Raw genomic sequence first — 26,466 nt, forward strand, 5'->3', positions numbered from 1 at the left:
AATACCTTGAAATCATTGAGTGACAAGCGGAAAAAGCTATGGTTTATTCCTGTGCCCCATAAAACAGCTTGCGCGTGGGCACGGGCGCGACGGCCCGGGCAATCGCGCCGATGTGGTCGGGCGTGGTGCCGCAGCAGCCGCCCAGGATGTTCACCAGCCCCTCGGCGGCAAACTCGTGGACCAGGCGGCTGGTGACTTCGGGGGTTTCGTCGAAGCCGGTGTCGCTCATCGGGTTGGGCAGGCCGGCGTTGGGGTAGCAGCTGATGAAGGTGTCCGGCGCGGCCTTGGCCAGCTCCTGGATGTAGGGGCGCATCAGCGCCGCGCCCAGGGCGCAGTTCAGGCCGACCGACAGCGGGTTGGCATGGCGCACGCTGTGCCAGAAGGCGGTGACGGTCTGCCCTGACAGGATGCGGCCCGAGGCGTCGGTTACCGTGCCGCTGATCATGATCGGCAGCACCTCGCCGCTTTGCTCGAAAGCCTCGTCCACGGCGAACAGCGCGGCCTTGGCGTTCAGGGTGTCGAAAATCGTCTCGACCAGAATCACGTCCGCGCCGCCTGCGATCAGGCCCAGGGTCTGCTCCAGGTAGGCCACGCGTAATTGCTCGAAGGTGATGTTGCGGGCGCCGGGGTCGTTCACGTCCGGGCTGATGCTGGCCGTCTTGGGCGTGGGGCCCAGCGCCCCGGCCACGAAGCGCGGGTGGTCGGGCGTGGAAAACTTGTCGCACGCGGCGCGGGCCAGCCGGGCGCTTTCCAGGTTCATCTCGTAGGCCAGATGGCCCATGTGGTAATCGTCCTGGGCGATGCTGGTGGCGCCGAAGGTGTTGGTTTCGATCAGGTCGGCCCCGGCGGCCAGATAGCCTTCGTGGATGTCGCGGATCACGTCCGGGCGGGTGAGCGAGAGCAGCTCGTTGTTGCCCTTCACGTCGTGGGCGAAGTCGGCAAAGCGCTCGCCCCGGTACTGGGCCTCGGTGAGCTTGAAGCGCTGGATCATGGTGCCCATGGCGCCATCCAGAATCGCAATGCGTTGTTGCAGGATGGCGGGCAGTTGCCGGGCGCGGGTGTAGTGGGGCAGGGTACGGGGCAAGGTCATGGGCGCGATTGTAGGAACTTGCCCACGCTGGCGTGGCCGGGATGGAGCGCCCGGTTTTGACAAGCAGTGCCGATGTGCTTAAATTCTGAGCAATGGCGCGAGGGTATCGCGCCCCTTTCTGCACAAGGAGGCAGCACCATGACCGGCATTAATACCAGCACCCTGGCGTTGTTCTCGCAATCCAACCTCTACAAATCCAGCCACCTGCTGTCCACGGCGATGCAGCGCCTGTCGTCGGGGATGCGCATCAACAGCGCCAGGGACGATGCCGCCGGCATGTCCATTGCCGAGCGCTTTCTGGGCAATATCCGGGGCCTGAGCCAGGTGGCCCGCGATACCTCGGACGGCATCTCGCTGGCGCAAACCGCCGACGGGGCGCTGTCCAAGACCAGCGACAGCCTGCAACGGATGCGCGAACTGGCCGTGCAGGCGGGCAACGGCACGCTGAACAGCGCCGACCGCCAGGCATTGCAGAAAGAGTTTGACCAGCTCACCGGCGAGGTCGATCGCGTCGCCAAGACCACCCGCTTCAACGGGCAGAAACTGCTCGATGGCAGCTTTGGCGCCGCCACCTTCCAGGTCGGCCCGCGAGCCGGGGACAGCGTCACCGTCGGCGGTATGGCCAACACCCAGGCCGACGCCCTGGGGCAAAGCACCTACGCCAGCGCCACGGTGGCCGTGGACGACGCCAAAAAATCCCATCTGCAGGCAGACCTGGCCGCCGGGGATGTGACGGTGACCGTCACCGGTGCGGACGGCAAAAATTACTCCACCGTGATGCAGCAGGACAGCGAATTGACCGGGGACGAGGCCCTGGGCAAGTTCGTGCAGGCCATCAACAAGAACAGCGAAGCCTCGGGCGTGACCGCTTTTGTCGGTGAGGACGGCAGCAGCATCGAATACCGCGCCACCGTCGACCCCGGGCAAGACCCCGCCAATGTGGCCGTTGCCGCCAGCGGCAGCAACGACTTCGCCGCCCAGGGCCAGGCCCGGCAGACCCAGGGCTTGCGCGGCATGGACTTGAGTACCCAGTCCGGCGCGTGGGAGGCATTGCAGCGCATCGACAGCGCCATCGACAAGGTCAGCAGCTCCCGCGCCAGCCTGGGGGCGGTGCAGAACCGGTTTGAAACGGCCATCCAGAACATCGACATCGCGCACGAAAACACCTCCGCCGCCCGGGGGCGCATGGTGGATGCCGACTTGGCCAAGGAAATCTCCAACCAGAGCCGCGCCATGATCCTGCAGCACATGGGTTTTGCCATGCAGGCCCAGGCCAACCAGTCGGGGCGCTGGACGCTGGCCTTGTTGCGCTAGGGATGTTCTGCCCGAGTGCCGCGATGCAGGCGGCGCGACGGTGTATGCAGAGCATCCTTGACCAAAGGGGGCTAACCCCAAAGTCAAAGCAGCTTATCCTCAGGCTGCTTTTTTTATTGCGGAAAGCCCGCTGGTGCACCCTCCCGCCGCTTCCTAGGATGGCCGCCAACCTCAACTTATTACACAAACGCGCGAAACAGGAGATTCTCACGATGCCTTTGGATTTGAACGTCCCCCCCCATGTGCAACACACCGGCCTGATTGCCTGGATTGCCGACATGGTTGCCCTGTGCCAGCCCCAATCCATCCACTGGTGCGATGGCAGCCAGCAGGAGTACGACGCGCTGTGCCAGCAGCTGGTCGATGCCGGTACGTTCACCCGCCTGAACCCGGCCAAGCGCCCGGACAGCTACCTGGCCCGCACCGACCCGTCCGACGTGGCGCGGGTGGAAGACCGCACCTTCATCTGCTCCGAGCGCGAGGCCGACGCCGGCCCCACCAACAACTGGATGGCCCCGGAGGCCATGCGCTCCACCTTGCAGCCGCTGTTTGCCGGCTGCATGCGCGGGCGCACCCTGTACGTGATTCCGTTCTCGATGGGGCCGCTGGGCAGCCCGATTGCGCAGATCGGCGTGGAGCTGACCGACAGCGCCTACGTCGCCGTGAACATGCGGCTGATGACACGCATGGGCCGCGCCGTGTACGACGTGCTGGGGGCCGATGGCCCCTTCGTGCCCTGCATGCACACCGTCGGCGCACCGCTGGCCGAGGGCCAAACCGATGCCACCGCCTGGCCCTGCAACCCGACGACGAAATACATCGTCCACTTCCCCGAAACGCGCGAAATCTGGAGCTATGGCTCCGGCTACGGCGGCAACGCCCTGCTGGGCAAGAAGTGCCTGGCGCTGCGCATTGCCTCCAAGATGGGGCAGGACCAGGGCTGGCTGGCCGAACACATGCTCATCCTGGGCGTGACCAATCCCCAGGGCGTCAAGCACCATGTGGCCGCGGCCTTCCCCAGCGCCTGCGGCAAGACCAACTTCTCCATGCTGGTGCCGCCCGAGGGTTTCGCGGGCTGGAGCGTCACCACCGTGGGCGACGACATCGCCTGGATTCAGCCCCAGGCCGACGGCAGCCTGCGGGCCATCAACCCCGAAGCGGGCTACTTCGGCGTGGCCCCCGGCACCAACCAGCAGACCAACCCCAACTGCATGGACAGCCTGCACCGCGACGTGATCTTCACCAACGTGGCGCTGACCGACGACGGCGACGTCTGGTGGGAAGGGCTGGAAGCCGACCACGGCGGCGAACTGCCCGCGCACCTGATCGACTGGCAGGGCCGCGACTGGACGCCCGCCATTGCCAGGGAAACCGGGGCCAAGGCCGCCCACCCCAACGCCCGCTTCACCGTCGCGGCGACGAACAACCCGGTGCTCGACCCGGCCTGGGACGACCCCCGGGGCGTGAAGATCGACGCCTTCATCTTCGGCGGGCGGCGCTCCAGCACCGTGCCGCTGGCGACCGAGGCCCGCAACTGGGTCGAAGGCGTCTACATGGCCGCCACCATGGGCAGCGAAACCACGGCGGCTGCCTTCGGCCAGCAGGGCGTGGTGCGCCGCGACCCGTTTGCCATGCTGCCCTTCTGCGGCTACCACATGGGCGACTACTTCCAGCACTGGCTGGACCTGGGCGCACAACTCCAGGCGCAAGGCGCCGCCCTGCCGCGCATCTACTGCGTGAACTGGTTCCGCAAGGGCGCGGACGGCAAGTTCGTCTGGCCCGGCTACGGCGAGAACATGCGCGTGCTGCATTGGCTGCTGCAACGTCTGCAAGGCCAGGCGGGCGGCACGGAAACCGCCTTCGGCATCGCCCCGCGCTATGACGATCTGCACTGGCAGGGGCTGGATTTCAGCGCTGAACAATTTGCCAGCGTCACCAGCCTGGACAGCAGCGCCTGGGCGCAGGAACTGGAGTCGCACGCCGAGCATTTCGCCAAGCTGGGCGAGCGCCTGCCTGCGGCACTGGAGCAGGCCCGGCAGGCGCTGGCACAGCGGCTGGCGGGGTGATGTCCTGCCCGCGCAGGCGGGCATCCAGAAAACCCGCTTCGGCGGGTTTTTAGATGTTTGAGTAATTAAAAACTAAGAACATATTGGTTCCAGTTTTAAGCAATGGCTTCCAGAATGCGTTCCACGTATTCACCCAGTCACTACAAGAAACCCCTGGAACCCGCCATGCCCGTCCTGCTGATTGCCGCCAGTCCTTCGCTCCACTCCCGCTCCGCCGCCCTGCTCGATGCCGCCGGTCAGCGCCTGCAAGCGCGGGGGGCGCCGGTGCAGCACCTTCCTCTGCGTAATCTGGCCGCCCAGGCGCTGCTGCTGGCCGATACCCGGCACCCCGACATTGCCCGGGCCGCTGCCCAGGTGGCCGCAGCCCGGGTGCTGGTGGTGGCCACGCCGGTGTACAAGGCGGCGTACAGCGGGTTGCTGAAAGTCTTTCTGGATTTGCTGCCGCAAACCGCCTTGCAGGGCAAGACGGTGCTGCCGCTGGCCACCGGCGGCAGTCCGCACCACATGCTGGCGCTGGATTACGCGCTGCGGCCCGTGTTGCAGTCGCTGGCGGCCCGCCACATCCTGCCGGGCATTTATGCCAGCGATGCCCAGATCACCGCCACTGCACAAGGCCCGTACACCGTGGGGTCGGACATCGCCGCCCGCCTGGACGATGCCGTGGACACGCTGATCACCGACGCCCTGCGCCCCGTGCCGGACCCGGCTGCCGCCTTCGCCCCGGTGCCGTTCGCACAGGTGCGATGTAGCGTTTGATGCACGCCTGACGAACGCTTGGCACGGGGGCCATTGCGGCCCGCGCCTTTCCTTTTCCCCCCCTTTTTTCAGAACCCGCGTGCGCGGCAAGGGCGCAGCTTTGCCCACGCGCCGCCCACCCCTTATCGGAGCTTGTATGACTTCTTCCCCGTTTTCTTCTTCCACCCGCCGCCAGTTCGTCGTCGCCGGGCTGGCTGCCGCCGCCACCCTGGGCGCAGGCCGCGCTGCCTGGGCGCAATCGGGCCGCCGCACGCTGCGGATTGGCTATCAAAAAGGCTGGCTGTCCATCCTCAAACAGCGCGGCACGCTGGAGCAGCGCCTGGCCCCGCTGGGCGTGCAGGTGACCTGGGCGGAATTCACCGCCGGGCCGGTGCAGCTGGAGGCGCTGAACGTCGGCTCCATCGACTTCGGCAACGTGGGCGAAGCGCCGCCCATCTTCGCCCAGGCCGCCGGTGCGCCCCTGGTGTATGCCGGTGCCTCGGTGCCGCGCCCGGCGCTGGAGGCGGTGGTGGTGCCGCAGCACTCGCCCATCCGCACGGTGGTCGACCTCAGGGGCAGGCGCGTGGCCTACAACAAAGGCTCGAACGTGCATTACTTCCTGGTCAAGCTGCTGGAGCAGCACGGCCTGCGCTATGGCGACGTGCAATCGGTCTTTCTGGCCCCCGCCGACGCGCGGGCCGCGTTCGAGCGCGGCGCGGTGGACGCCTGGGCGATCTGGGATCCTTTCCTGGCCGCAGCGCAGCACACCCTGGGCGCACGGGTGCTGGCCGATGCCACGGGGGTGGTGAACAACCGGGGGTACTACTTCACCTCGCGCCACTTCGCCACCCAGAACGCCGACGTGCTGCGCATTGCCATCGAAGAGGTGAACGCCATCGAAGCCTGGGCCGGGCAGCACCGGGATGCGGCGGCGCAGGAGCTGGCAGCCGTGCTGGGCCTGGAGCCGGCCATTACCGCACTGCACCTGCAACGCTCGCCCCTGGGCGTGGTGCCGGTGACGCCGGAGATTCTGGCCGAGCAGCAAAGCATTGCCGACACCTTCTTCGACCTGAAGCTGATCCCGAAAAAACTCGACCTGCGCCAGGCCGCGCCGGTCTGAAGGAGCCACGCCATGCACACCGCTACTTTGCCCCTCCCCTTGCCCCCGCGCCTGCAATCCCTGCTGGACACCACGGCCCGCGCCTGGGGGCTGCGCCAGCCGCTGCGCGGCCTGCATTTCGCCATTTCCTACTGATTGCCGGAGGTTGTTCATGCCGATTCCCACCCTCACCGGGCAGACGCTGTCGTCCTCTGCCCTGGCCGCCCCGATCCGGCCTGCTGCGGCCCAGGCGGTTTTGCGCAATGCCTTCCGCAAGCTGCTGCCCTGGCTGCTGCCCCTGGCGCTGCTGGCCTTGTGGCAGGGCGCGGCCCACTGGGGCTGGCTGTCCAGCCGGGTATTGCCCGCCCCGCTGGACGTGCTGCACGCGGCCTGGGCGCTGGCCGCCTCCGGCGAGCTGTGGGCGCATGTGCAGGTCAGCACCGTCCGCGCCCTGACCGGGCTGGCCATTGGCGGCGGGCTGGGCCTGGCGCTGGGCCTGCTCACCGGCTCGGTGCGCCCGGCAGAGACGCTGCTGGACACCAGCATCCAGATGGCCCGCAACATTCCGGCGCTGGCGCTGATTCCGCTGGTCATCCTGTGGTTCGGCATCGACGAGGCGGCCAAGCTGTTCCTCATCGCCGTGTCGGTGTTCTTTCCCATCTACCTGAACACCTTCCACGGCATCCGGGGCGTCGATCCGGGGTTGATCGAAATGGGCCGGGCCTACGGCCTGTCGCGCTGGCAGCTGTACCGCCAGATCGTGCTGCCCGGCGCACTGTCGTCCATCCTGGTGGGGCTGCGCTTTTCGCTGGGGCTGATGTGGGTGATCCTGATCGTGGCCGAGACGATCTCTGCCCAGGCCGGCATCGGCTACCTGACGATGAACGCCCGCGAGTTCCTGCAGACCGACATCGTGCTGGTGGGCATCCTGTTGTACGCCCTGCTGGGCAAGCTGGCCGACGGCTTTGCCCGCGCCCTGGAACGCTGGTGGCTGCGCTGGCATCCCGGCTATCAGCACTAGCGCCTTAATCAACTTCATTTTGATAGCTTTTACTGCCGATAAATAAAGAATTTCAGCATCTTTCATATCTGAAATCGTTTATTCAACTGCGGAAACAGCACCTTTATCAATAGCTATCGGCGCTTTGCCAAGAAGCGCCCGGAGGCCGCTTTGACTCAAAAAAACACATCCCCCCTTCCCGCCGGTTCGCACAGCCCCGGCGGCGCACGCCTGGATTTGCTCGGCCTGGGCAAGCGCTACGGCCAGCGCGAGGTGCTGCACCAGACGCAGTTGCACATTGCGCCGGGCGAGTTCGTCGCCATCGTGGGCCGCAGCGGCTGCGGCAAAAGCACGCTGCTGCGCCTGGTGGCCGGGCTGGAACAGGCCAGCAGCGGCAGCGTGCAACTGGACGGTGCGCCCCTGACCGGCCTGTCGGACAGCACCCGCATCATGTTCCAGGACGCCCGGCTGCTGCCCTGGCGGCGCGTGCTGGACAACGTGGCCCTGGGCTTGCCCCCCGACCAGCGCCCGGCGGCTGCCCAGGTGCTGGAGCGTGTGGGCCTGGCCGAGCGCCAGGACGAATGGCCGGCCCGCCTGTCCGGCGGCCAGCGCCAGCGCGTGGCCCTGGCCCGGGCGCTGGTACACCAGCCGCGCCTGTTGCTGCTGGACGAGCCGCTGGGGGCGCTGGATGCGCTCACCCGCATCGAGATGCACCGCCTGATCGAATCCCTGTGGCAGGCCAGCGGCTTTACCGCCCTGCTGGTGACGCACGACGTGCAGGAGGCCGTGGCCCTGGCCGACCGCGTGGTGCTGATCGAGGACGGGCGCATTGCCCTCGACCAGCGCATCGACCTGCCGCGCCCGCGCATCCACGACGCCGCCTTTGCCGCCCTGGAGCAGCGCATTCTGGAGCGCGTGCTGCAAAAACCCGCCGCGCCGACAACACCCACTGGGCCGCAGGACAGCGCCGACCCCTGGCCCGGCACGCCCGCGCACGGCCTGCGCTGGGCCGTCTGAGGGCCGCACTTTTTCCATTCCTTTCTGCAACGGACTTTTCAAGGAGAAAACCATGTCCATTCAAGCCATCAACGTGCGCAACCAGTTCAAAGGCAAGGTGCGCGAAATCATCCGGGGCGATGTCGTCTCGGAAATCGACGTGGAAACGCCCTGGGGCATCGTCACCTCGGTCATCACCACCCGTTCGGTGGACGAGTTGAACCTGGCCATCGGCTCGGACGTCGTCGCCCTCGTCAAATCCACCGAAGTCTCCATCGCCAAGCTGTAGGCCGCAGGGCGGCCTGCCGCCGCCCGCACCTGCACGGCTCTTTTTTCGAGAAAGGCAGTCCCCCATGCGCACCGCACCCCGCCAACTGCACCTTGGCGCCTTCCTGTTCGGCGTGGGCCACCACGTCGCCGCCTGGCGCCACCCCGATGTCGATCCCTCTGCCGCGCTGCGCTTGCAGCACTACCAGCAACTGGCCCGCATTGCCGAGGCGGGGCTGTTCGACGCCATCTTCAGCGCCGACACCATGGGCCTGCCCGGCAGCAGCGCCGACCTCTTGTCGCGCAACGCCCCGCCGCACCAGTTCGAGCCGCTGGCCCTGCTGGCCGCGCTGGCGGGCGTGACCGAGCGCATCGGCCTGGTCGGCACCGTCTCCACCACCTACCTGCCGCCCTACCACCTGGCCCGCAAGCTGGCCTCGCTCGACCACCTGAGTGCGGGCCGCGCTGGCTGGAATCTGGTGACTTCCGGCTCCGACCACGAGGCCCGCATCTTCGGCCTGGAACAGCAACTGGCCCACGCCCAGCGCTACGAACGGGCGCGGGAATACGTGGACGTGGTCAAGGGGCTGTGGGACAGCTTCGAGGACGACGCCCTGCTGCTCGACCAGCAGGCGGGCCGCTACTTCGACCCCGCCAAGCTGCACCGGCTGGACCACCAGGGCCGACACTACCGCGTGCAGGGCGCCTTGCAAAGCCAGCGCCCGCCCCAGGGCTACCCGGTGATGGTGCAGGCCGGCTCGTCCGAGGACGGGCAGGAGCTGGCCGCCGCCACGGCCGAGCTGGTCTTTACCGCCCACCAGTCGGTGGAGGATGCCCGCGCCTTCTACCGCAGCCTGAAAGACCGCCTGCCCGCGCAGGGCCGCAGCCCCGATGCCTTGAAAATCCTGCCCGGCGTCTCCCCCGTGGTGGGCCGCACCCAGGCCGAGGCCCAGGAGAAATACGACCGTTTGCAGGCGCTGATCGACCCTGCGGTGGGCCTGGGCCTGCTCTCCAGCTTCGTCGGCGGCTTCGACTTTTCCGCCTATCCGCTGGATGGCCCGGTGCCCGAGCTGCCGCCCACCGAAGGCTGGCAAAGCCGCCAGGCGCTGTTCCTGAACCTGGCGCGGCGCGAAAACCTCACTCTGCGCCAGCTCTACCAGCGTGTGGCGACTGCCCGTGGTCACTGGACGGTGGTGGGCACGCCGCAAAGCATTGCCGACGAACTGGAGCATTGGTTCACCACCGGCGCGGCGGACGGTTTCAACATCATGGCCCCCACGCTGCCCTACGACTTGCAGGACTTCGTGGCCCTGGTGATTCCCGAACTGCAACGCCGGGGACTGTTCCGCACCGCCTACCAGGGCCGCACCCTGCGCGAACACCTGGGCCTGCCCCGGCCCGCCCACCCGGCGCAGTTCCGCGCATCGGGCCGCCCGCAGACCGCACCCGCCGTGCCGGCCCCGGCAACGGCATGAACACACTGCCAGCAGCCGCCGACATGACGACAACGCCCGACATCCCTGCGCCAGCGGCGGCGAATGCCGCCAACGTCTCCATCATCATCGTCCCCGGCTGGCGCGGCAGCGGCCCCGGCCACTGGCAAAGCCTGTGGGCCGAGCGCCTGCCCCAGGCCCGGCGCGTGGAGCAGGACGACTGGGTCACGCCCACCCGCGCGGCCTGGGTCGGGCAGCTGGAGCGCACCGTGCTGGCCGCGCCGCATCCGGTGGTCATCGTGGCGCACAGCCTGGGCTGCCTGGCCACCGTCCACCTGGGGCCGCAGGCCGCCGCCCGCGTGCGGGCCGCGCTGCTGGTGGCCCCGGCCAACCCGGAACGCCGCGCGGTGCTGAACGACTTTGCCCCCGCGCCCAGCCATACGCTGCCTTACCGCAGCATCGTCGTTGCCAGCCGGGACGACCCGTACTGCTCCATCCGTTTGGCCGGTGCCTATGCCCGGGGCTGGGGCAGCGAATTCGTCAGCCTGCAAAACGCCGGGCACATCAACATCGCCAGCGGCCACGGCGAATGGCCGCTGGGGCTGGCGCTGCTGCACGCCCTGGTGGAAGAGGTGACGGCCGGGGCTTACTGCGCCACTCCGGCCTCGGGCACGTAGACCATGGTGCCGTCCTTCATCTTGTAGGCGACGCCAGCCTTGGCGCCCTGGCCTTCGCCGATCTCGCCGCTGGCCTTGTAATGCTCGATCTTGGTGCCGTCCTTGATGATGACTTCCATGTTCTCCTTGCCCGGGTTCTTGATGACCGTGACCTGCTCGGCGGTGAACGGGTTGGCCGGGCTTTGCGCCACGGCCAGCAGCAGGGCGGCGATGATGACCAGGAACACGTCGATCAGGTTCACCACCGAGAGGATGGGATCGTCCTCGTCGCTGTCCTCCAGCAGGCGGCGGCGGGTGGCCTGGGCGGTGGCGTTGTGCGCGATGGGTTCGGCGGGCGGGTGGGCGTAGCTCATGCGGCGGCTTCCTGCTTCTGGATCGGCGTGACGGCAGCCGCGGGCGGCGCTTTGGGGGCGCTGTGGGCTGCGGCCATCCATTCCGCCTCGATGGCGGCCAGATCGACGGAGTACCAGCGCTTGCGCACGTTCACCACGGTGAAGCTGATGGCCGCCGACAGCAGCGCCAGAATCACCGCCGAAAACGCCACCATCAGGCTGCGCGAGACATCCTGCAAGGCGCCGTCGGCCAGGGCTTTCAGCGCCGGGCCCATGGGAATCATGGTTGCCACCAGCCCCAGCATGGGCGCCACGCGGGTAGCGATGCGGGCAAATTCCAGGCGTTTGACGGCCAGGCTTTCCAGCGCCACCAGATCGAGGTAGGGGTCGGCCCGGCGCACGGCGTGCAGTTCGAAGCCCGCCGGCTTGCCCTGGGCACGCTGCCACGCCTGCCAGGCAAAGGCGCCCAGGGCGTAGAAGGCGTGGACGAACAGCGCGGCAATCGCCAGCAGCACGGGGTAGAGGAAGAACTGACTGATGTCGTACATCGTCGTTTCGATCGGATTGGTCATGGGGAGAACTCCTTGAGCAGTAAAGGTATTGATTTGGGAGCGGCTACCGCTGGTATTCAAACGATTTCAAGGATTTATATTTCTTAAATCCTTGTTTTGCTAGCGGTAGATGCTATTGTTTTTTCACGCTATCGCCTTGCGCCGCTGCCGCCATGCGCCCCCGGCGGTGATGGCGGCCAGGGCCAGCCCCAGGGCCAGATGGCGCCAGGGCAGGCCGTCCGGCGCATCCGGTGCGGTGACGGGTTGCAGCAGCACGCCGCTGACGGGCGGGGGTTCTGGCTCCGGCTCCGGTTCGGGCGGTAGCTCCGGCGCCGGGGGCGGTTCTGCGGCGGGCGGTTCGGGTGCTTCCGGCGCGGCAGCAGGCGGTGCGGGCAAGGAGCGGGCCGTTTGGGCGCCCTGGGGCGCCGCCGCCGTGGGTGCAGCGCCGGGTGCGGCCATGCCAAAGCCGGCTCCGGGCTGGGCGCTGGCCCCGACCATGGCGGCAAAGGCGGCGTTGTCGGTGCGCACGTCAAAGCGCTGGGACAAATCCTGCCAGCGCTCCTTCAGCTCCTGCACGGTGGCAGCGTCGGTCTGCCAGTAGCCCTGGCGGGCGGCTTCCAGCATCCGCTCCACGGTCTGCGCCAGGGCGTGGGGGTTCTGCTGCTCAAACCACTTTTTCAGGCCCAGCTGGTGCTTGTCGCGCACGTAGACATCGACCATTTCCTGCCACTGGTCGTCGCGCACGATTTCGCGGGCCACCGCCGTCCAGCCCCAGAAGTTGTTGGTGGCATCCAGCACTTGCAGCGTGCCGGCATAGCCTTCCTTCATCAGCCCCTGGATATAGCCGGGGTGGAACTGGCGCGTGGCCAGCTCCTTGGCCAGGAACTGCGCTGCGCCTTCGACCCGGCCTGCGCCGTTGCCGCGCAGGTTGCTGATGTACAGCTCGGGCGCCTTGCCGTCCAGATGGCGCACGGCCAGGGCGATGCCGCCCAGGTACTGGAAGGGGTCGTCCGTGGTCAGCATCCCGTACAGGTTGGAGCTGCGCGACAGCACCGCGCCCTGCGTGCCCTTGAGGTGTTCGGCGTACAGGTTCACGCCCTGGCGGCCCTCCAGCCCGGCCACGCCTGCCTGGCCCCATTGCTTTTCATCGGGGCCGTAGGCGTACTGCATTTTCGACAGGTAAAGCTGCGCCAGCTTGCGGTCGCCTTCTTCCTTGCCCTGCCAGGTGTCGGTGGCCAGCACGGCATCGTCCAGGCCGGTGCCGTAGCTGCCGCTGGCCGAGGCAAAGATGCGCGTGGCCCCGGCCTGGGCGGCCACCTGCGCATCGGCCCCCTGGGCAACAAGTTGCTGGGCAATGCGCCGGGCATTGCGGGCCACGGGGTTGTCGGCTTCGTCCCTGGCATTGCTGGCCAGCAGCGCGGCCTGGGCCAGTTGCTTCATGACGTTGGGGAAGTGGTCGCGGTACAGGCCGGTGGCCGACAGCACCACGTCCACGCGCGGGCGGCCCAATTGTTCGCGCGGCACCAGTTGCACGCCGGTGACGCGCCCGCCGTCGTCCCACACCGGTTCGACGCCCAGCAGCCACAGCGCCTGCGCTTCCAGCAGGCCGAAGTGGCGCATGGTTTCCACCGACCACAGGCTGAAGGTGAGTTTTTCGGGCGCCTGGCCGTGCAGCTTGATGTGTTCGGCAATCAGGTTCTCGGCGGCCTGCTTGCCCGCTTCCCACGCCTGTCTGGTGGGCACGCGCGAGGGGTCGAAGCCATACAGGTTGCGGCCCGTGGGGTAGGCGTCCGGGTTCTTGATCGGGTCGCCGCCGTAGGAGGTGGGCAGGTACTGGCCGTCCAGCACGGCCAGCAGCCCGGCGATTTCGCCCTGTGCGCCCAGGCTGGCGTAGGCGGTGCGGGCCTGCTGCAAGGATTGTTGCAGCGCCTGGGGCAAGGCATCCAGGCTTTCGCCCTGCACGACGTGGCGTTGCAGGAGCTGGTAGGGCACGGTCTGCGCCAGCGTTTCCCAGGGGCCGATCAGGGCTTCGTCCACATCTTGCGGCGGCACGCCGGCGTGCGCGGCGGCGGCTTCCCAGAAGTCCTGGCCCAGCATCAGCAGCACGGTGCCCAGGCGGTGCAGTTCTTCGGGCGCCTGGCCGAAGGTGTGCAGCCCTTGCGGCTGGGCGGTTTGCGCCAGCTCGTGCAGGTGGTCGTGCAAGGTGGCGACGAAGCCGCCAAAGTCGGCCTGCACTTGGGGCAAGGTCAGGCCCAGGTCGGCAATCACCCGCTCTTTCTGCGCGGCGGCCAGCAGGTCGAAGGCGATGCGCTCTTTCACCGCGCCTGCGTCCTGCGCCAGCCACTGGTGCAGCAGGTCGTGCATGTGCGTCAGCGCCTCGTGCAGGCCGCCGGGGGCAAACGGCGGCGTCTGGTGGCTGACGATGGTGGCGCGGCCCCGGCGCTTGGCCTGGGTGGCTTCGCCGATGTTGTCGGCAATGTAGGGGTAGGCCACGGGGATGTCGCCCAGCGCCAAGAGCGGCGGGTCGTACACCGACAGGCCGCGCTCCTTGCCCGGCAGCCATTCCTGCGTGCCGTGGGTGCCGAAGTGGACGAGCGCATCGGCGTGCTGGCGCGTCCACAGGTAGGTGGCGAAGTAGGAGTGCGACGGCAGGGCGGTGGTGGAGTGGTAGATGGCCTTCTCCTTGTCCACCTGCCCGTCGGAGCGCGGCGGCTGCGGCAGGATGCTGACCTTGCCCAGTTGCAGGCGCGGGATGACGAAAAAGTCCTGCCCGCCCCGGCGCACGATCATGCGCGACTGCGCCGGGTCGCCCCAGGCTGTGTTCAGCGCGGCCTGCGTGGCGTCGGGCAGTTGCCTCAGCCAGGCACGGTAGTCGGCCAGCGGCAGCAGCTCGGCCAGCCCGGCTTGCAGCAGGGGCTGCAAGCGGCCTTCGCGGTAGGCGGGGGCCAGCAGTTGCTGGAGCTGTTCGATCAGCGCTTCTTCCTGCGGCGTCGAGGTGTCGTAGCCCGCTTCCTGCATCCCGTCCAGCACGCGGCGCAGGCTGCGCGGCACGTTGAGGAACGAGGCCGAGAGGTTCTTCTCCCCCGGCGGGTAGTTCCAGAACATCACCGCCACCTGCTTGTCGGCGTTGGGCGTGCTTTGCAGTTTCGCCAGCCGCACGGCCTTGTTCACCACGGCCTGGGCCTGCGGGGCGATGGCGACGATCTGGTCGTCGCTCTTGCGCGTGGCGGCGGCCACCTGGATGTCGGTCACGCCCGCGTATTCGGGCTGGGCCAGGTAGAAGGGCACGTCCATCAGCGCCACGCCGTGCGGGTCTTTTTCCCAGTCCGCCGGTTCGCCGCGCCGGTAGGGCATGGCTTGCAGCACGGGCACGCCCAGGTCGGCAAATTCGCTGCGCCGGTCTTCGGCGTTGAGCATGATCTGCGTGGTGATCAGCACGTCCACCAGCGGGCGGCCCGCCGCGTCCTGCAACAGCCGGGTGAAGCCCTTGGGTTCCATCATCGGCGTGTAGAAGGGCAGGGCGATGGCGCCGCCGGCCTCGATGCGGGCGATGGTGTCGTCGATGAAGTCGGTCTGGATGGAGGCGATGTACTGCTGGTGCAGCGCCAGCCCGACGATGGCCGGGCGCTGGTCGCGCGGGGCGGCGGGGTTCACGCCCTTCCAGGCGAAATAGTCCTGCGCGGTGGCAAACACCTGCTGCGGCGCTTGCGGGTGGTAGATGGCGGCCTTGGGGTAGATCACCGGCGCGGCGATCTGCGGCGGCGGCTGGCCGCGCAGATGGGCGCTCAAGGTGGCGAAAAAGCCCTCGAAGTTCTGCCGCCCGCCGTTCACGTAGAACTGGTGCAGCGGCTGCGCTACCGCATCGGGCAGGCCCGTGGCCCGGGCCTGCGGGCCGTACAGCCACATGTGCGGCTGCGTCAGGTGGGGCAGGGCGGGGGCGAGGTGTTCGCGCACTTCATCGATCAGGTAACTGTCGATGAACACCGCATCGTGCCCCTGCCACAGCCCGGCGTCGCTGTTCTTGGGGATGCGGTGCAGGAACCGGGCCTGCACCTGCACGCCATAGGGCGCGGCAATCTCGGCCAGTTGGCGGAACTTGCCTGCCGGAACGTTGCCGGTGGCGATGAACAGCACCGACAGCGGCGGCTGTTGCGACTGCGAAGCAGGCGCTGGCAACGCACCGGGCTGCTGCGCCCAGGCCGCGCCGCAGCCCAGCGCCAGCAGCCAGAACCACCAGAATTGGAAAAATTTTTTCATCACAGCCAGACCAACACCGTATTGATAGTTACCGATAGCTTGTTCCGCAGACAAATAAAGGATTTCAGATAGAAAACTATCTGAAATCCATATTTAACAAGCGGAAGAAGCTATTGTTTTCAGATTAGAAATCCATCCGCGCATTGACGAAGAAGCGCCGCCCCTGCTCGGCCCAGCCGAAGTTGGGCGACTCCTCCTGCATCCGCACGTTGCCCAGGTTCTGGATGCCGGTACTTATATGCAGTTGGCGCTCGCCGCCCAGCTTCCAGGCGCGGCCCACGCTGGCGTTCCACAGCGTGTAGGCGGGCAGATCGCCGCCCGCGCTTTGCTGCTTGCCGGTGGTTTCCGCACCCAGCTGGGTACGCCATTGCTGCACCTGCCATACCAGGTTGGAGTTCCACGCCACGCGCGGGCGGTCGTTCAGCTGCTTGCCCGTGGTCTTGTCGCGGGTGTGCAGCCAGGTGGCGTCGTTGTTCCATTGCAGGCGCGGGGCGATGTCCCAGGTGAAACCGGCTTCCAGCCCCTGGATGCGGGCCGCGTCCACGTTGTCGTACTGGTAAGTTCTACGTGGTGGAATGGTGGTGGGATCAATGCTGAGCAGGCGGTAGGTAATGAGGTCTTTCACCTCGGTATGGAACACCGTGGCCCGCAGCGCCAATTGGGGCATCGCCTGCCAGTTGGCGCCCAGCTCGAAGGTGTTCGAGGTCTCGGGCTGGATGTCAGCATTGCCCAGGAAGGAGTGAGGCCCTTCCGCCCCGACATAGTTGGGCGAAATCTGCTTGAGCGTGGGCGCCTTGAAGGCATGGCCGTAGCCGCCCTTGACGACCAGGTTCGGGCTGGCTTCCCAGACCAGATAGGCGCGGGGGCTGACTTCGGAACCAAAGATTTCATGGTGGTCGCCGCGCAGACCCAGCGTGGCCATCAGGTTCTGGCCCAGGGCGAACTCGTCCTGCACGAACAGCGCCTTGTGCGTGGCCTCGTCGCGGCCATTTTTCAGCCCGGCATTGACCAGTTCCTCCTTGCGCCACTCGCCGCCCACGGTGATCTGGTGGCTGCCCCAGCGCGTGGTGGCATGGCCGTCGATCACGCTGTCGCGCATGTCCTGCGGGCGCGTGGCGGCCACGCCGTTGTTGCGGAAGTTGCGGATGCCGATGTCGCTGCGGTAGGCCCGCAACTGGCTGCGCCAGTCGTTGCCCCAGTCGGCATTCCAGCTCACATGCTTTTGCTTGCGATCCAGTTCGTAGCGGTTGTGGTAATACTTTTTGCTGGTGCCGTTGTAGTCGTCGGAATTGCGTTTTTCCAGACCGTCCTGTACGCCGAACTCCACTTCATGCCCGGCCACGGGCTGCCAGCTGGCGGTCAGGCCCAGGCTGCGCGTGCGGCTGCCCTCGATTTCGGACTGGGCACGGTCTTCCGGCAGCACGGTGCTGCCCTGGTAGGACTTTTCCGCGTTGATGGCCAGATTGAATTTCTCGCCCAGCGGGCCGGCGGCGTAGACCGAGGTGCGCAAGGCGTCCGCCGCCGTATCCGAATCCAGCCCCGTCGCACCGGACAGGCCGATCGAGGCCATCCAGCGGTCCTTGGGCTTTTTCGTGATCAGGTTGATGACCCCGCCCAGCGCCTCGGAACCGTACAGCGCCGACAGCGGGCCACGGATGATCTCCACCCGCTCCACCGCCGCCATGGGCAGCCAGCCGTACTGGTAGTCGGAGTGGCCGATCACGTCGTCGCTGGCGCTGATGCGCCGCCCGTCGATCAGCGTCAGCGTGTGCTTGCCTTCCATGCCGCGCAGCGCCAGCGTCTTGCGCCCGCCCACCTGCCGGCCCTGGAAGGTCACCCCCGGCGTGCCGCGCACGGCATCCAGCAGGTTGGCAGCGTTGCGCTGGGCCAGTTCCTCCTCGGTCACCACCGTCACGCTGGCGGGCGCGGTGCGGGCGTCCTGCTCGGTCATGGTGGCCGTAACGGTCACGGCTTGCAGCGTGTGCGAGGGCGCTTGCGCCAGGAGGACGTCATCGGCCGCATGGGCCGTGCCGAAAAACAGCAAGGCCGCCAGGGCGACAGGCCGGCGTGCGAGAGCATGGGTGCGGGGAGGGGGAGAGATGGTAAGCGGCATGAGATTGAATATAAATAGAAATAGTTCCTATTCAAATTATCACACAGGTTTTCTTCCCCGGAATGTCTTGCTTGCGCACAAGGGCCAGCGGCAAAATGCAACGCTGGCCGGAAGGCGCCACGCCGTTGACCGCCTGCCGGGCAGCGCCGGGGTCGGAAGATGCCGGTAGAGAAAGTAAGCTTATGATTTGCCCAGGACAGGCATCGTGCGCTGCCCACCACAGGGAGAATGACCATGAAAATCTTGCTGGCTGTCGATGGCAGCCCCTACACCAAAAAAATGCTGGCCTACCTGGGCGCCCATGACGAGCTGATCAGCGCCGGGCGCAACAGCTTTACGGCCCTGACGGTCATGCCTGCCATGCCTCCGCGTGCCCGCGCGGTGCTGAGCAAGGAAATGCTCGACGAGTACTACAGCGAAGAAGGTGCCAAAGTGCTGGACCCCGTGCGCAAATACCTGGAGCAAAGCGGCATCACCCCCAAGGAGCAGCTCGAAATCGGCCCGGCAGGCGAAGTCATCGCCCGCGTGGCCGAAGAGGGCAAGTACGACCTCATCATCATGGGCACCCACGGCCACGGGGCGCTGGGGCGGCTGGTGATGGGCTCGGTCAGCACCCAGGTGCTGGCCAACTGCAGCGTGCCGGTGATGCTGATCCGCTAAAGATTCTTCACCTTTGTCCTTCTGGGCGCACCGTAAAAACGGCCACAATTCGTGGCCGTTTTTGTCATCCATTTTCAAGGAATCGCCATGGGCATCATCGTCACCATCGTCGTCGGCTTTATCGTGGGGCTGATCGCCCGGGCCGTCATGCCGGGCACGCAAAAGCTGGGCTTCATCCTGACCACCCTGCTGGGCATTGGCGGCTCCCTGGCGGCCGGCTATGGCGGTGCGGCCCTGGGCTTGTACCCGGCAGGCTCGTCGGCCGGGTGGATTGCCTCGGTCATCGGCGCCGTGGTGCTGCTGTTCGTGTTCGAGCAGGTCAGGAAAAAATAAGCGCTATTTTTTACCGCCGTGCTGGCCGTCCTGACCGTTACCTTTCCCTTTTTCGCCCTGGTGCTGTGCGGCTATGTCGCCACGCAGGCGCGGGTGCTGCCGCTGACGGCGATCGGCGGCCTGAACAGCTTCGTGCTGTTTTTTGCGCTGCCGTGCATGTTGTTCCGCTTCGGGGCCAGCACCCCGATCGGGCAGCTGCTCGATCCGGTGGCGGCGGCCATTTACCTGTTTGCCGGCCTGCTGCTCATTGCCGGGACGGTGGCCGCCACCCTGCGCCGCTGGGGCTGGAACGATGCGGCCTTCGGCGCGTTGGTCACGGCCTTTCCCAATTCCGGCTTCATGGGAGTGCCGCTGCTGGTGGCGCTGCTGGGGGCGGCCAGTGCCGGGCCGGTCATCATGACGATTGCGCTGGACATGGTGGTCACCACCTCGCTGTGCATTGCCCTGTCGCGCCTGGGGCTGGGCGGGGGCAGCGCCGGGCGTGCCCTGCGCATGGCGTTCAAGGGCGTGCTGGTCAATCCCCTGCCCTGGGCGATCGGCCTGGGCGCGGTGGCCTCGGCCCTGCACTGGCAACTGCCCGGGCCGGTGGACAAAACCATTGCCATGCTGGCCGATGCGGCCTCGCCCGTGGCGCTGTTCACCATCGGCGCGGTGCTGGCGCGTTCGCAGATCAACCAGTCCGAGCAGGTGGCCCCGCGCCACTACGTGCCGCTGGCGCTGGTCAAGCTGGTGCTGCACCCGGTGCTGATCTGGCTGGCCTGCCAGGCGGCGCTGGCGGCGGGCTGGCCGCTTTCGCGTCCGACCGTCATTGCCCTGGTGCTGACGGCGGCGCTGCCCAGCGCCAGCAATGTCTCGCTGCTGGCCGAGCGCTTCGACGCCCACGGCGGGCGCGTGGCCCGCATCATCCTGGTGAGTACCGCCCTGGCGTTTCTGAGCTTTTCGGCCGCGGTGGCCTGGCTGACGGGCGAGTGAGACGGGCGGTTCAGCCCAGCCTTCCTACAATCGGCGGCTTTGTTGCCCCTCTCCGCTGCCCCCATGCCCCCGACCTCTCCTCCGGCCCTCGCCTGGCGCCCCATTGCCGCGTGGGCGCTGCTCTATATCGCTGCGTGGTCGGTGCTGCCGCCGCTGCTGACCAGCAGCTTCCCCCTGGATGTGGCCGAGAGCCTGTCCTGGGGCCGCGAATGGCAATGGGGCTATTACAAGCATCCGCCCCTGGCGCCCTGGGTGCTGCATGGTTTTTACCGGGTGTTCGGCCAGTCCGGGCCGTTTTTGTTGAGCCAGTTGTGCATTGCCGCCACGCTGTACCTGGTCTGGCGCACGGCGTTGCGGCTGGTCGATCGGCAGCGTGCCCTGCTGGCCGCCCTGCTGACCATGGCGGTGGTCTATTACACGCGCCCGGCGCTGGAGTTCAACCACAACATTGCACAAATGCCGATCTGGGCGGGCCTGGGGCACAGCCTGCTGGCGGCCCTGCAGGACGGGCGCAGGCGCCAATGGCTGCTGTGGGGGCTGTGGGCCGGGGTGGGAATGCTGACCAAGTATTCCGTGGCGATCCTGCTCATCGTGCAGGGGCTGTACCTGCTGGCGGCGCAGCGCCACGTGCTGCGCCAGAGCGGGCCGTGGCTGGCCGTGGTCTTGGGGCTGGCGATTTTCGCGCCGCATCTGGCCTGGCTGGTGCGCAACGACTGGCTGCCGCTGACCTATGCCAGCAGTCGCTCCAGCAGTCATCCGACCCGCGCTGCCATCGATTTCCTGCTCACCCAATGGCTCAACCACCTGCCGCTGGCGGTGATCGCCGCCGTTGCTGCCTGGCGGGCGCGGCGGGCCGCCCCCGGGCAGGGCCGATGGCGCTGGCAGACGGCCTGGCCCGGCTATGTGCTGACCGTGGCGCTGGGCTCGGGTCTGCTGGTCACGGTGCTGGGGCTGGTGACCGGGCTGGGCGTCCACGATATGTGGGGGATGCCGATGTGGGCCTTCAGCGGCCTGCTGCTGATGGCCGTGTGGCCGCAGGCGTGGCTGCCGGCGGCGCAGCGGCCCCTGCTGCGCGGGCTGGCCGTGTGGCTGGTGCTGATCACGCTGCTGACGGACGTGTTTCTGGCCTACGGCGCCCAGTGGCGCCAGCGCCCGTCACGCACCGACTGGCCCCAGGCGGCCCTGGCCGCGCAGGCCCAGCGCACCTGGGATGCCGTGAGTACCTGCCCCCTGGACGTGGTGGCGGGCGATTACTGGCTGACCGCCCTGGTGACGACGGCGCAGGCCTCCGGCCCCTCCGTCCTCATCAACCACGATGCCCGCTTTTCCCCCTGGGTGAGCCTGGAACGCCTGCAAACGCGCGGCGTACTTTGGCTGTGGCAGGACGGCCAAACACCCGCCCCACCGGCCCCAATGGACGGCTTGCCCCAGGACGGCCCCTGGCACAGTGGCCAGTGGGAACTGGCCTGGCCGTTCAACGGCCAGCCCTGGGTGCTGCATTGGCGGGCCTACGTGCCTGCGGCCTGTGCGCGGTAAGCGACAATCTGCCCCCATGACGGACATGCCCCCTGCCTCGCCTGCCGCACCTCCTGCGGACTTCTATGCCGAATATGCCCCGGCCGCTCCGCGGCCCGCGCTGCCGCGCGGGCCGCTGCGCTTGTCTTGCGTTGTGCCGGCCTACAACGAAGAGGTGAACCTGCCCCGCTTCGTGCCGGCGCTGGCCGAAGCGGTGGGCCAACTGACGGCGGATTTCGAGATCCTCATCGTCAACGACGGCAGTCGGGACGGCACGCACGACGTGGCCCTGCATCTGGTGGAAACCAGCGGCTTGCCGCTGCGTTACATCGCCCTGTCCCGCAACTTCGGCAAGGAGGCGGCGCTGTCGGCGGGCATCGACCACGCGCGGGGCAATGCCGTGCTGCTGATCGACGCCGACTTCCAGCATCCGCTGGAGCTGCTGGCGCAAATGCACGACCTATGGCTGGGCGGCTACGACATGGTCTACGGCGTGATTGCCGACCGGGGGGCGGAAAGCGGTGCCAAGCGCATGGGCACCCAGTTGTTCTACCGCATCATGAACTCCGGCAACGCGGTCAAGCTGCCGCCCAACGCCGGGGATTTCCGCTGGCTCGACCGCAAGGTGGCCGATGCCTTGAAGGCTCTGCCCGAGCGCCACCGCTTCATGAAAGGGCTGTACGCCTGGGTCGGCTTCAAGACGGCGGCGCTGCCCTTTGTGCCGCTGGATCGGGCGGCGGGCGCTTCCAGCTTCAACCTGCGCCGCCTGGGTTCGCTGGCGCTGCTGGGGCTGACCTCGTTCACCACCCTGCCGCTGCGGGTGTGGAGCGTCATCGGCGCCCTGGTGGCGCTGGCCGCCTTGCTGTACGGCGGCTGGATTACCGTGGAGACGCTGCTGTTCGGCTCCGACCTGAACGGCTGGCCCACGCTGGCGGCCAGCATCATGCTGTTCTCCGGCGTGCAACTGATGTCCATCGGCATCCTGGGCGAATACATTGGCCGCATCTACGACGAGGTCAAGCAGCGGCCCAGCTACCTCGTGGCCCGCGATGAAGACCGTAGTCCCTGGCGCGATGAATCTGTATAAAAACCTGCTTCAGCGCTTGCTGGCATTGCCGCAGGCGCTACGATTTATCGTGGTGGGGGGCGCTGCGGCTGCGACGCATTTGCTGGCGGTCGGCGTGCTGGTGGCGGTCACGGGCATGGCGCCGCTGGCGGCCAATGTGCTGGCGTTCCTGACGGCCTTTGCCGTCAGCTACCACGGCCATGCGCTGCTCACCTTTGCCGACGCCCAGCCGCAAGGCTGGGCGTCGGCAGCGCGGTTTTTTGCCGTGGCCTGCCTGTCCTTCGGGGTGAACGAGCTGTTCTATGCCATCGCGCTGCACCGCCTGCACTGGCATTACTTCTGGAGCCAGGCGGGCATCCTGGTGCTGGTGGCCGTCGGCACTTTCATCCTGAGCAAATTCTGGGCCTTCAAGGCCCGCCACCCTGCATGACAGCCACTGCCGCCACCACCCGCCCCATCCTGCTGTGCGTGGACGATTACGCCCTGCACCCGCTCATCGACCACGCCGTGCTGCAACTGGCCAGCAAGGGCCGCATCAGCGCCACCAGCTGCATGGCGACATCGCCGCGCTGGCACACGGCGGCGCAGGACTTGAAGCCGCTGCGCCCGCATCTGGCCGTGGGCCTGCACTTCAACCTGACGGAAAGCCACGGCGGGATGTACCGGGCGCTGACCCTGAAGCAGGCCATTGCCCAGGCCTACCTGGGCCGCTGGACGCAGGCGCAGTGGCAGGCCGTCTGGCGCGAACAGCTCGACGCCTTCGAGGCCGCCATGGGCACGCCGCCGGACTTTATCGACGGCCACCAGCACGTCCACCAGCTGCCCGGCGTGCGTCAGGCGCTGCTGGCCGAAATCACTGCCCGCTATGCCGCGCACGAACGGCCCTGGCTGCGCTCCACCGCCCCGGCAGGGTGGCTGTGGTCGTATGCCAAAGCCTGCATCATCGCCGCCCTGGGCGGCTGGGCCGCCACCCGCTTGTGGCGCCATGCGGGGTTGGCGCTGAACCACGGCTTTGCCGGGGTCTACGGTTTCGACGCGCCCACGCCCGCCGCCTACCGCCAGCACATGCAGTCGTGGCTGCGCCAGGTGCAGCCGGGCAGCCTGATCATGTGCCACCCGGCCGCCGGGGTGGTGGAGGGCGACGCCATCGGCCAGCAACGGCCCAGGGAGTGCGCCTATCTGCTGGGCGACGACTTTGTGGCGGATTTGCAGGCGGGCGGCTGGCATATCCACCAAGGGGCGCAATTGCCTATAAATCAATAGCTGTTTCCGCAGATAAATAAACGACTTCAGGTATTTTTATATCTGAAATCATTGAAATATCAGCGGTAACAGCTCTCTTATTGATAAAAATTACAGATTCTGCGGGTCCACGTCGATCAGCCAGCGCACCACCGCCCGGTGCTGCTGCCGGACCTGGTGCAGCAGCGGCTGCCAGGCGTGCAAAAATTTTTGCAGGGCGCTGCGGCTGGGCGCCTCGATCAGCATCTGGGCGCGTTCCACGTTGGCGACCCGTTGCATGGCCAGGGGGATGGGCGGGTAGATGAACACCCCGGCCAGCGCGGGCAGCTGCCGGGCCTGCTGTGCGGCGGCGTGCAAAAATTTTTGCGCATCGTCCTGCGTTTTCGCATCCGAGCGCACCAGGGCCTGAAAGACGAAGGGCGGCATCCCGGCCTGCTGGCGCTCCTGCAACTGCTGCCGGGCAAAGCCGGGGTAGTCGTGGTGCTGCAAGGCTTGGTAGAGGGCATGTTCCGGCTGGTGGGTCTGAATCCACATCTGCGCCTGGCTGCCCTGCTGGCGCATGAAGGCGGCATCGCGCCCGGCGCGGCCCGCTGCCTGCATGAGCAGGGCAAACAGGCGCTCGGGGGCGCGAAAGTCGCTGCTCATCAGCGCCGCATCGGGGGCCACGGCGGCGACCAGGGTCATGCGGCGAAAGTCGTGTCCCTTGGCCACCATTTGCGTGCCCACCAGCACATCGACGCTGCCGTCGTGGATTTGCGCCAGCTGCTCCTGCAACTGGCCGGCGCCCTGGGTGGTGTCGGCATCCATGCGGGCGATGCGGGCGGGCTGCCCGTCCGGGCGCAGCACGTTGCGCAGCTGCTGCGCCAGCGCCTCCTGCAATTGCTCGGTGCCGTGGCCCAGGGCCAGGATGTCCGGGTTGCCGCATTGCGGGCAGCACCGGGGCACGGCCTGGCTGGCGCTGCAATGGTGGCAGCGCAGCCGCCGTTCGCCTTTGTGGAACACCTGGTGGGCGCTGCAATGGGGGCAGTCGCTTTTCCAGCCGCAGTTGCCGCACCACAGCACCGGGGCAAAGCCCCGGCGGTTGAGCAGCACCAGGCTTTGCTCGCCGCGCTGGATGCGCTCGGTGATCGCCTGCAGCAGCGCCGGGGCGAAGACCGTCGATTTCGGCTGCTGGCGCAGATTGACCAGATGCACGGCCGGCAGGGCCGCCGCCGCCACCCGGCTGGGCATGTCCAGGCGCTGGTAGCGGCCTTGCTGGCAGGCGTACCAGCTTTCCAGCGACGGGGTGGCGCTGCCCAGGATGACTTTGGCCCCGGCATCGCGCCCGCGCCACAGGGCCAGGTCGCGGGCCGAGTAACGCGCCCCTTCTTCCTGTTTGAAGCTGGGGTCATGCTCCTCGTCGACGACGACGACCTTCAGCCCCGGCAGGCTGGCCAGTACCGCCATGCGCGTGCCCAGCACGATGCGGGCCTGCCCGGTATGCGCGGCCAGCCAGTGCTTCAGGCGCTGCGCTTCGGTCAGGCCGCTGTGCAGGCTGACCACCGCCTGGGGGCCGAACCGGGGCACAAAGCGGCGCTCGAACCGCGCCAGCAGCTGGGGGGTGAGGTTGATCTCGGGCACCAGCACCAGCGCCTGGGCCTGCGGGTCGGCCTGCAGCGCCTGGGCGACGCTGTGCAGGTACACCTCGGTCTTGCCGCTGCCGGTGCTGCCGTACAGCAGGAAGGGGCCGGGGTGTTGTGCAATCTGCTGGCAAACGCTGACCTGCTCTGCGGTAAGCGCTACGGAATTTTCAGCGTCCTGCGTCGCCACCTGGGGTTTCTTTTTCGCGTGCAGGCGGCGGTTCAACTGCTCGCCCGTGAGTTTGCGCAGCGCCGGGGGCAAGGCCGTATGCACGATCTCGCCCACGCTGCGCTGGTAGTAGCGGGCGGCAAAGGCCACCAGCCGCTGCCAGGCCGCATCCAGCGGCGGCAGGGCGTCCAGCACCTCGGCCACCGGGCGCAGCACGACGCCCGGCGGCAGGGCCGCAGCGTGGGGTGCGGCCCAGGCCACGCCCATCAGCTCCCGCTGGCCCAAAGGCACACGCACCACCGTCCCTGCGGGCAAGGGCTGGTCATGGGTGTAGCTGAGGAGGCTGCCGACCTGGCTGTGCAAAGGGGTATGCACAGCGATGTGGATAACATGAGGGCCAGCGGGCAAGGTCACGGGGAGATTGGACTTTTCTGTGGATAACTTTGTGGGAAGTTTCCTTGCCACGGCACACGACACGACTGCGGCGACAGGAGAAGGAATTTATTACAAACCCAGTTTTTTAATAAAAATTATTAAAAATCAATTGGTTGAAATGAATCTTCGCGCTTTGGCGCTATTGAGTTTAAGGCTTGACAAGCCCTTGCCCGGATGGCTTGAAGTGTGCATAAGTGGAGCAGGCCGGCCCGTTTCAGATCCCCGGTTTTAGCGACAATTATCCCGTAGTTAGAACGTGTTTACGATCTTTTCATGGTGCCCGCAAGGCAGCCAACAGCCGCACTCGTTGTTGCGCGTTCTTAGAACCTGTTCACGATCTCCTGAGTAGCAGAGCCAGAAACGCCAAGTGGACGAACTGCAAACTGGTATTAAGCCATCGCTCGCAGTTCTTCCATAGCCTGCGGTTCTTCTCCAGCCACGCAAAGCTGCGCTCCACGACCCAGCGCTTTGGCATGACCTTGAAGCTGTGCAACTCGCTTCGCTTGGCGATCTGCACCGTCACAT

At 67.1% G+C, this 26,466-nt stretch carries 24 protein-coding genes; 17 read left to right on the forward strand and 7 right to left on the reverse strand.

The window, feature by feature from the left end; all coding sequences use genetic code 11:
- Positions 1-43 precede the first annotated feature (43 nt).
- Positions 44-1,090, reverse strand: a complete 1,047-nt coding sequence (locus ACFO3A_RS14885; RefSeq protein ID WP_377727991.1) for a homocysteine S-methyltransferase family protein — start codon at positions 1,088-1,090, stop codon at positions 44-46.
- Between the two features lie 138 nt (positions 1,091-1,228).
- Between ACFO3A_RS14885 and ACFO3A_RS14890 the strand changes: the two genes are divergently transcribed.
- From ACFO3A_RS14890 to ACFO3A_RS14935, 10 genes are all read left to right on the forward strand, one after another.
- The gene (locus ACFO3A_RS14890) at positions 1,229-2,404 is read left to right on the forward strand and encodes a flagellin N-terminal helical domain-containing protein (protein WP_377727993.1); all 1,176 of its coding nucleotides are present in this window, start codon (positions 1,229-1,231) and stop codon (positions 2,402-2,404) included.
- 212 nt (positions 2,405-2,616) lie between these two features.
- A complete protein-coding gene (locus ACFO3A_RS14895; RefSeq protein ID WP_377727995.1) occupies positions 2,617-4,470 on the forward strand; it encodes a phosphoenolpyruvate carboxykinase (GTP) in 1,854 nt (617 codons plus the stop codon).
- A 165-nt stretch (positions 4,471-4,635) separates the two neighbouring features.
- Positions 4,636-5,226: an NADPH-dependent FMN reductase gene (gene ssuE, locus ACFO3A_RS14900; RefSeq protein WP_377727998.1), complete on the forward strand. Its 591-nt coding sequence runs from the start codon at positions 4,636-4,638 to the stop codon at positions 5,224-5,226.
- A 136-nt stretch (positions 5,227-5,362) separates the two neighbouring features.
- Positions 5,363-6,325 (forward strand): sulfonate ABC transporter substrate-binding protein, encoded by a 963-nt coding sequence (locus ACFO3A_RS14905; protein ID WP_377728000.1) that lies wholly within the window; start codon positions 5,363-5,365, stop codon positions 6,323-6,325.
- A 12-nt stretch (positions 6,326-6,337) separates the two neighbouring features.
- Positions 6,338-6,460, forward strand: a complete 123-nt coding sequence (locus tag ACFO3A_RS14910; protein WP_377728002.1) for a hypothetical protein — start codon at positions 6,338-6,340, stop codon at positions 6,458-6,460.
- Positions 6,461-6,476: 16 nt separating this feature from the next.
- Entirely contained in the window at positions 6,477-7,325 is an 849-nt protein-coding gene (gene ssuC / locus ACFO3A_RS14915; RefSeq protein WP_377728004.1) for an aliphatic sulfonate ABC transporter permease SsuC, read from the forward strand.
- Positions 7,326-7,475: 150 nt separating this feature from the next.
- Complete coding sequence (locus tag ACFO3A_RS14920; protein ID WP_377728006.1) at positions 7,476-8,321, forward strand: ATP-binding cassette domain-containing protein; 846 nt, start codon at positions 7,476-7,478, stop codon at positions 8,319-8,321.
- Positions 8,322-8,373: 52 nt separating this feature from the next.
- A complete protein-coding gene (locus ACFO3A_RS14925) occupies positions 8,374-8,589 on the forward strand; it encodes a TOBE domain-containing protein (protein WP_377728008.1) in 216 nt (71 codons plus the stop codon).
- A gap of 64 nt (positions 8,590-8,653) precedes the next feature.
- A complete protein-coding gene (locus ACFO3A_RS14930; protein WP_377728010.1) occupies positions 8,654-10,042 on the forward strand; it encodes an LLM class flavin-dependent oxidoreductase in 1,389 nt (462 codons plus the stop codon).
- 23 nt (positions 10,043-10,065) lie between these two features.
- On the forward strand, positions 10,066-10,677 hold the full coding sequence (locus ACFO3A_RS14935) for an RBBP9/YdeN family alpha/beta hydrolase (RefSeq protein ID WP_377728045.1): 612 nt from the start codon (positions 10,066-10,068) through the stop codon (positions 10,675-10,677).
- Here the strand turns inward: ACFO3A_RS14935 and ACFO3A_RS14940 are convergent.
- The 4 genes from ACFO3A_RS14940 to ACFO3A_RS14955 all read right to left on the reverse strand — a co-directional run bounded on the left by ACFO3A_RS14940 (position 10,647) and on the right by ACFO3A_RS14955 (position 17,930).
- Positions 10,647-11,030, reverse strand: coding sequence for a DUF2149 domain-containing protein (locus ACFO3A_RS14940; protein ID WP_377728012.1), 384 nt, complete (start codon positions 11,028-11,030; stop codon positions 10,647-10,649). The genes ACFO3A_RS14935 and ACFO3A_RS14940 overlap by 31 nt on opposite strands.
- Positions 11,027-11,581, reverse strand: coding sequence for a MotA/TolQ/ExbB proton channel family protein (locus ACFO3A_RS14945; protein ID WP_377728013.1), 555 nt, complete (start codon positions 11,579-11,581; stop codon positions 11,027-11,029). Before ACFO3A_RS14945 ends, ACFO3A_RS14940 begins: the two co-directional genes overlap by 4 nt.
- 123 nt (positions 11,582-11,704) lie before the next feature.
- Positions 11,705-15,817 carry a cobaltochelatase subunit CobN gene (gene cobN / locus ACFO3A_RS14950; protein ID WP_377728015.1) on the reverse strand — a complete coding sequence of 1,371 codons (4,113 nt, stop codon included), beginning with the start codon at positions 15,815-15,817 and terminating at the stop codon, positions 11,705-11,707.
- Positions 15,818-15,941: 124 nt separating this feature from the next.
- Positions 15,942-17,930 (reverse strand): TonB-dependent receptor plug domain-containing protein, encoded by a 1,989-nt coding sequence (locus ACFO3A_RS14955; RefSeq protein ID WP_377728017.1) that lies wholly within the window; start codon positions 17,928-17,930, stop codon positions 15,942-15,944.
- 234 nt (positions 17,931-18,164) lie between these two features.
- Between ACFO3A_RS14955 and ACFO3A_RS14960 the strand changes: the two genes are divergently transcribed.
- The 7 genes from ACFO3A_RS14960 (at position 18,165) to ACFO3A_RS14990 (ending at position 23,739) form a co-directional block, all read left to right on the forward strand.
- The gene (locus ACFO3A_RS14960) at positions 18,165-18,590 is read left to right on the forward strand and encodes a universal stress protein (RefSeq protein ID WP_377728021.1); all 426 of its coding nucleotides are present in this window, start codon (positions 18,165-18,167) and stop codon (positions 18,588-18,590) included.
- Positions 18,591-18,677: 87 nt separating this feature from the next.
- Positions 18,678-18,923, forward strand: coding sequence for a GlsB/YeaQ/YmgE family stress response membrane protein (locus ACFO3A_RS14965; protein WP_377728025.1), 246 nt, complete (start codon positions 18,678-18,680; stop codon positions 18,921-18,923).
- A gap of 18 nt (positions 18,924-18,941) precedes the next feature.
- Entirely contained in the window at positions 18,942-19,895 is a 954-nt protein-coding gene (locus ACFO3A_RS14970; RefSeq protein ID WP_377728028.1) for an AEC family transporter, read from the forward strand.
- Between the two features lie 63 nt (positions 19,896-19,958).
- On the forward strand, positions 19,959-21,431 hold the full coding sequence (locus ACFO3A_RS14975; RefSeq protein WP_377728030.1) for a glycosyltransferase family 39 protein: 1,473 nt from the start codon (positions 19,959-19,961) through the stop codon (positions 21,429-21,431).
- 16 nt (positions 21,432-21,447) lie between these two features.
- The gene (locus ACFO3A_RS14980; RefSeq protein WP_377728032.1) at positions 21,448-22,497 is read left to right on the forward strand and encodes a glycosyltransferase family 2 protein; all 1,050 of its coding nucleotides are present in this window, start codon (positions 21,448-21,450) and stop codon (positions 22,495-22,497) included.
- Positions 22,484-22,906, forward strand: a complete 423-nt coding sequence (locus ACFO3A_RS14985) for a GtrA family protein (RefSeq protein WP_377728035.1) — start codon at positions 22,484-22,486, stop codon at positions 22,904-22,906. Before ACFO3A_RS14980 ends, ACFO3A_RS14985 begins: the two co-directional genes overlap by 14 nt.
- Positions 22,903-23,739: a ChbG/HpnK family deacetylase gene (locus tag ACFO3A_RS14990; RefSeq protein WP_377728038.1), complete on the forward strand. Its 837-nt coding sequence runs from the start codon at positions 22,903-22,905 to the stop codon at positions 23,737-23,739. Before ACFO3A_RS14985 ends, ACFO3A_RS14990 begins: the two co-directional genes overlap by 4 nt.
- A gap of 90 nt (positions 23,740-23,829) precedes the next feature.
- Here ACFO3A_RS14990 and priA read toward each other — a convergent pair whose 3' ends face one another.
- Together priA and ACFO3A_RS15000 are read right to left on the reverse strand one after the other, a co-directional pair.
- On the reverse strand, positions 23,830-25,881 hold the full coding sequence (gene priA, locus ACFO3A_RS14995; protein ID WP_377728040.1) for a replication restart helicase PriA: 2,052 nt from the start codon (positions 25,879-25,881) through the stop codon (positions 23,830-23,832).
- Positions 25,882-26,272: 391 nt separating this feature from the next.
- Positions 26,273-26,466 (reverse strand): transposase (locus ACFO3A_RS15000; protein WP_377728042.1); only part of this gene is annotated, 194 nt, incomplete at its 5' end.

The sequence above is a fragment of the Comamonas nitrativorans genome (genome assembly GCF_042654765.1).
GTDB lineage: Bacteria > Pseudomonadota > Gammaproteobacteria > Burkholderiales > Burkholderiaceae_C > Comamonas > Comamonas nitrativorans.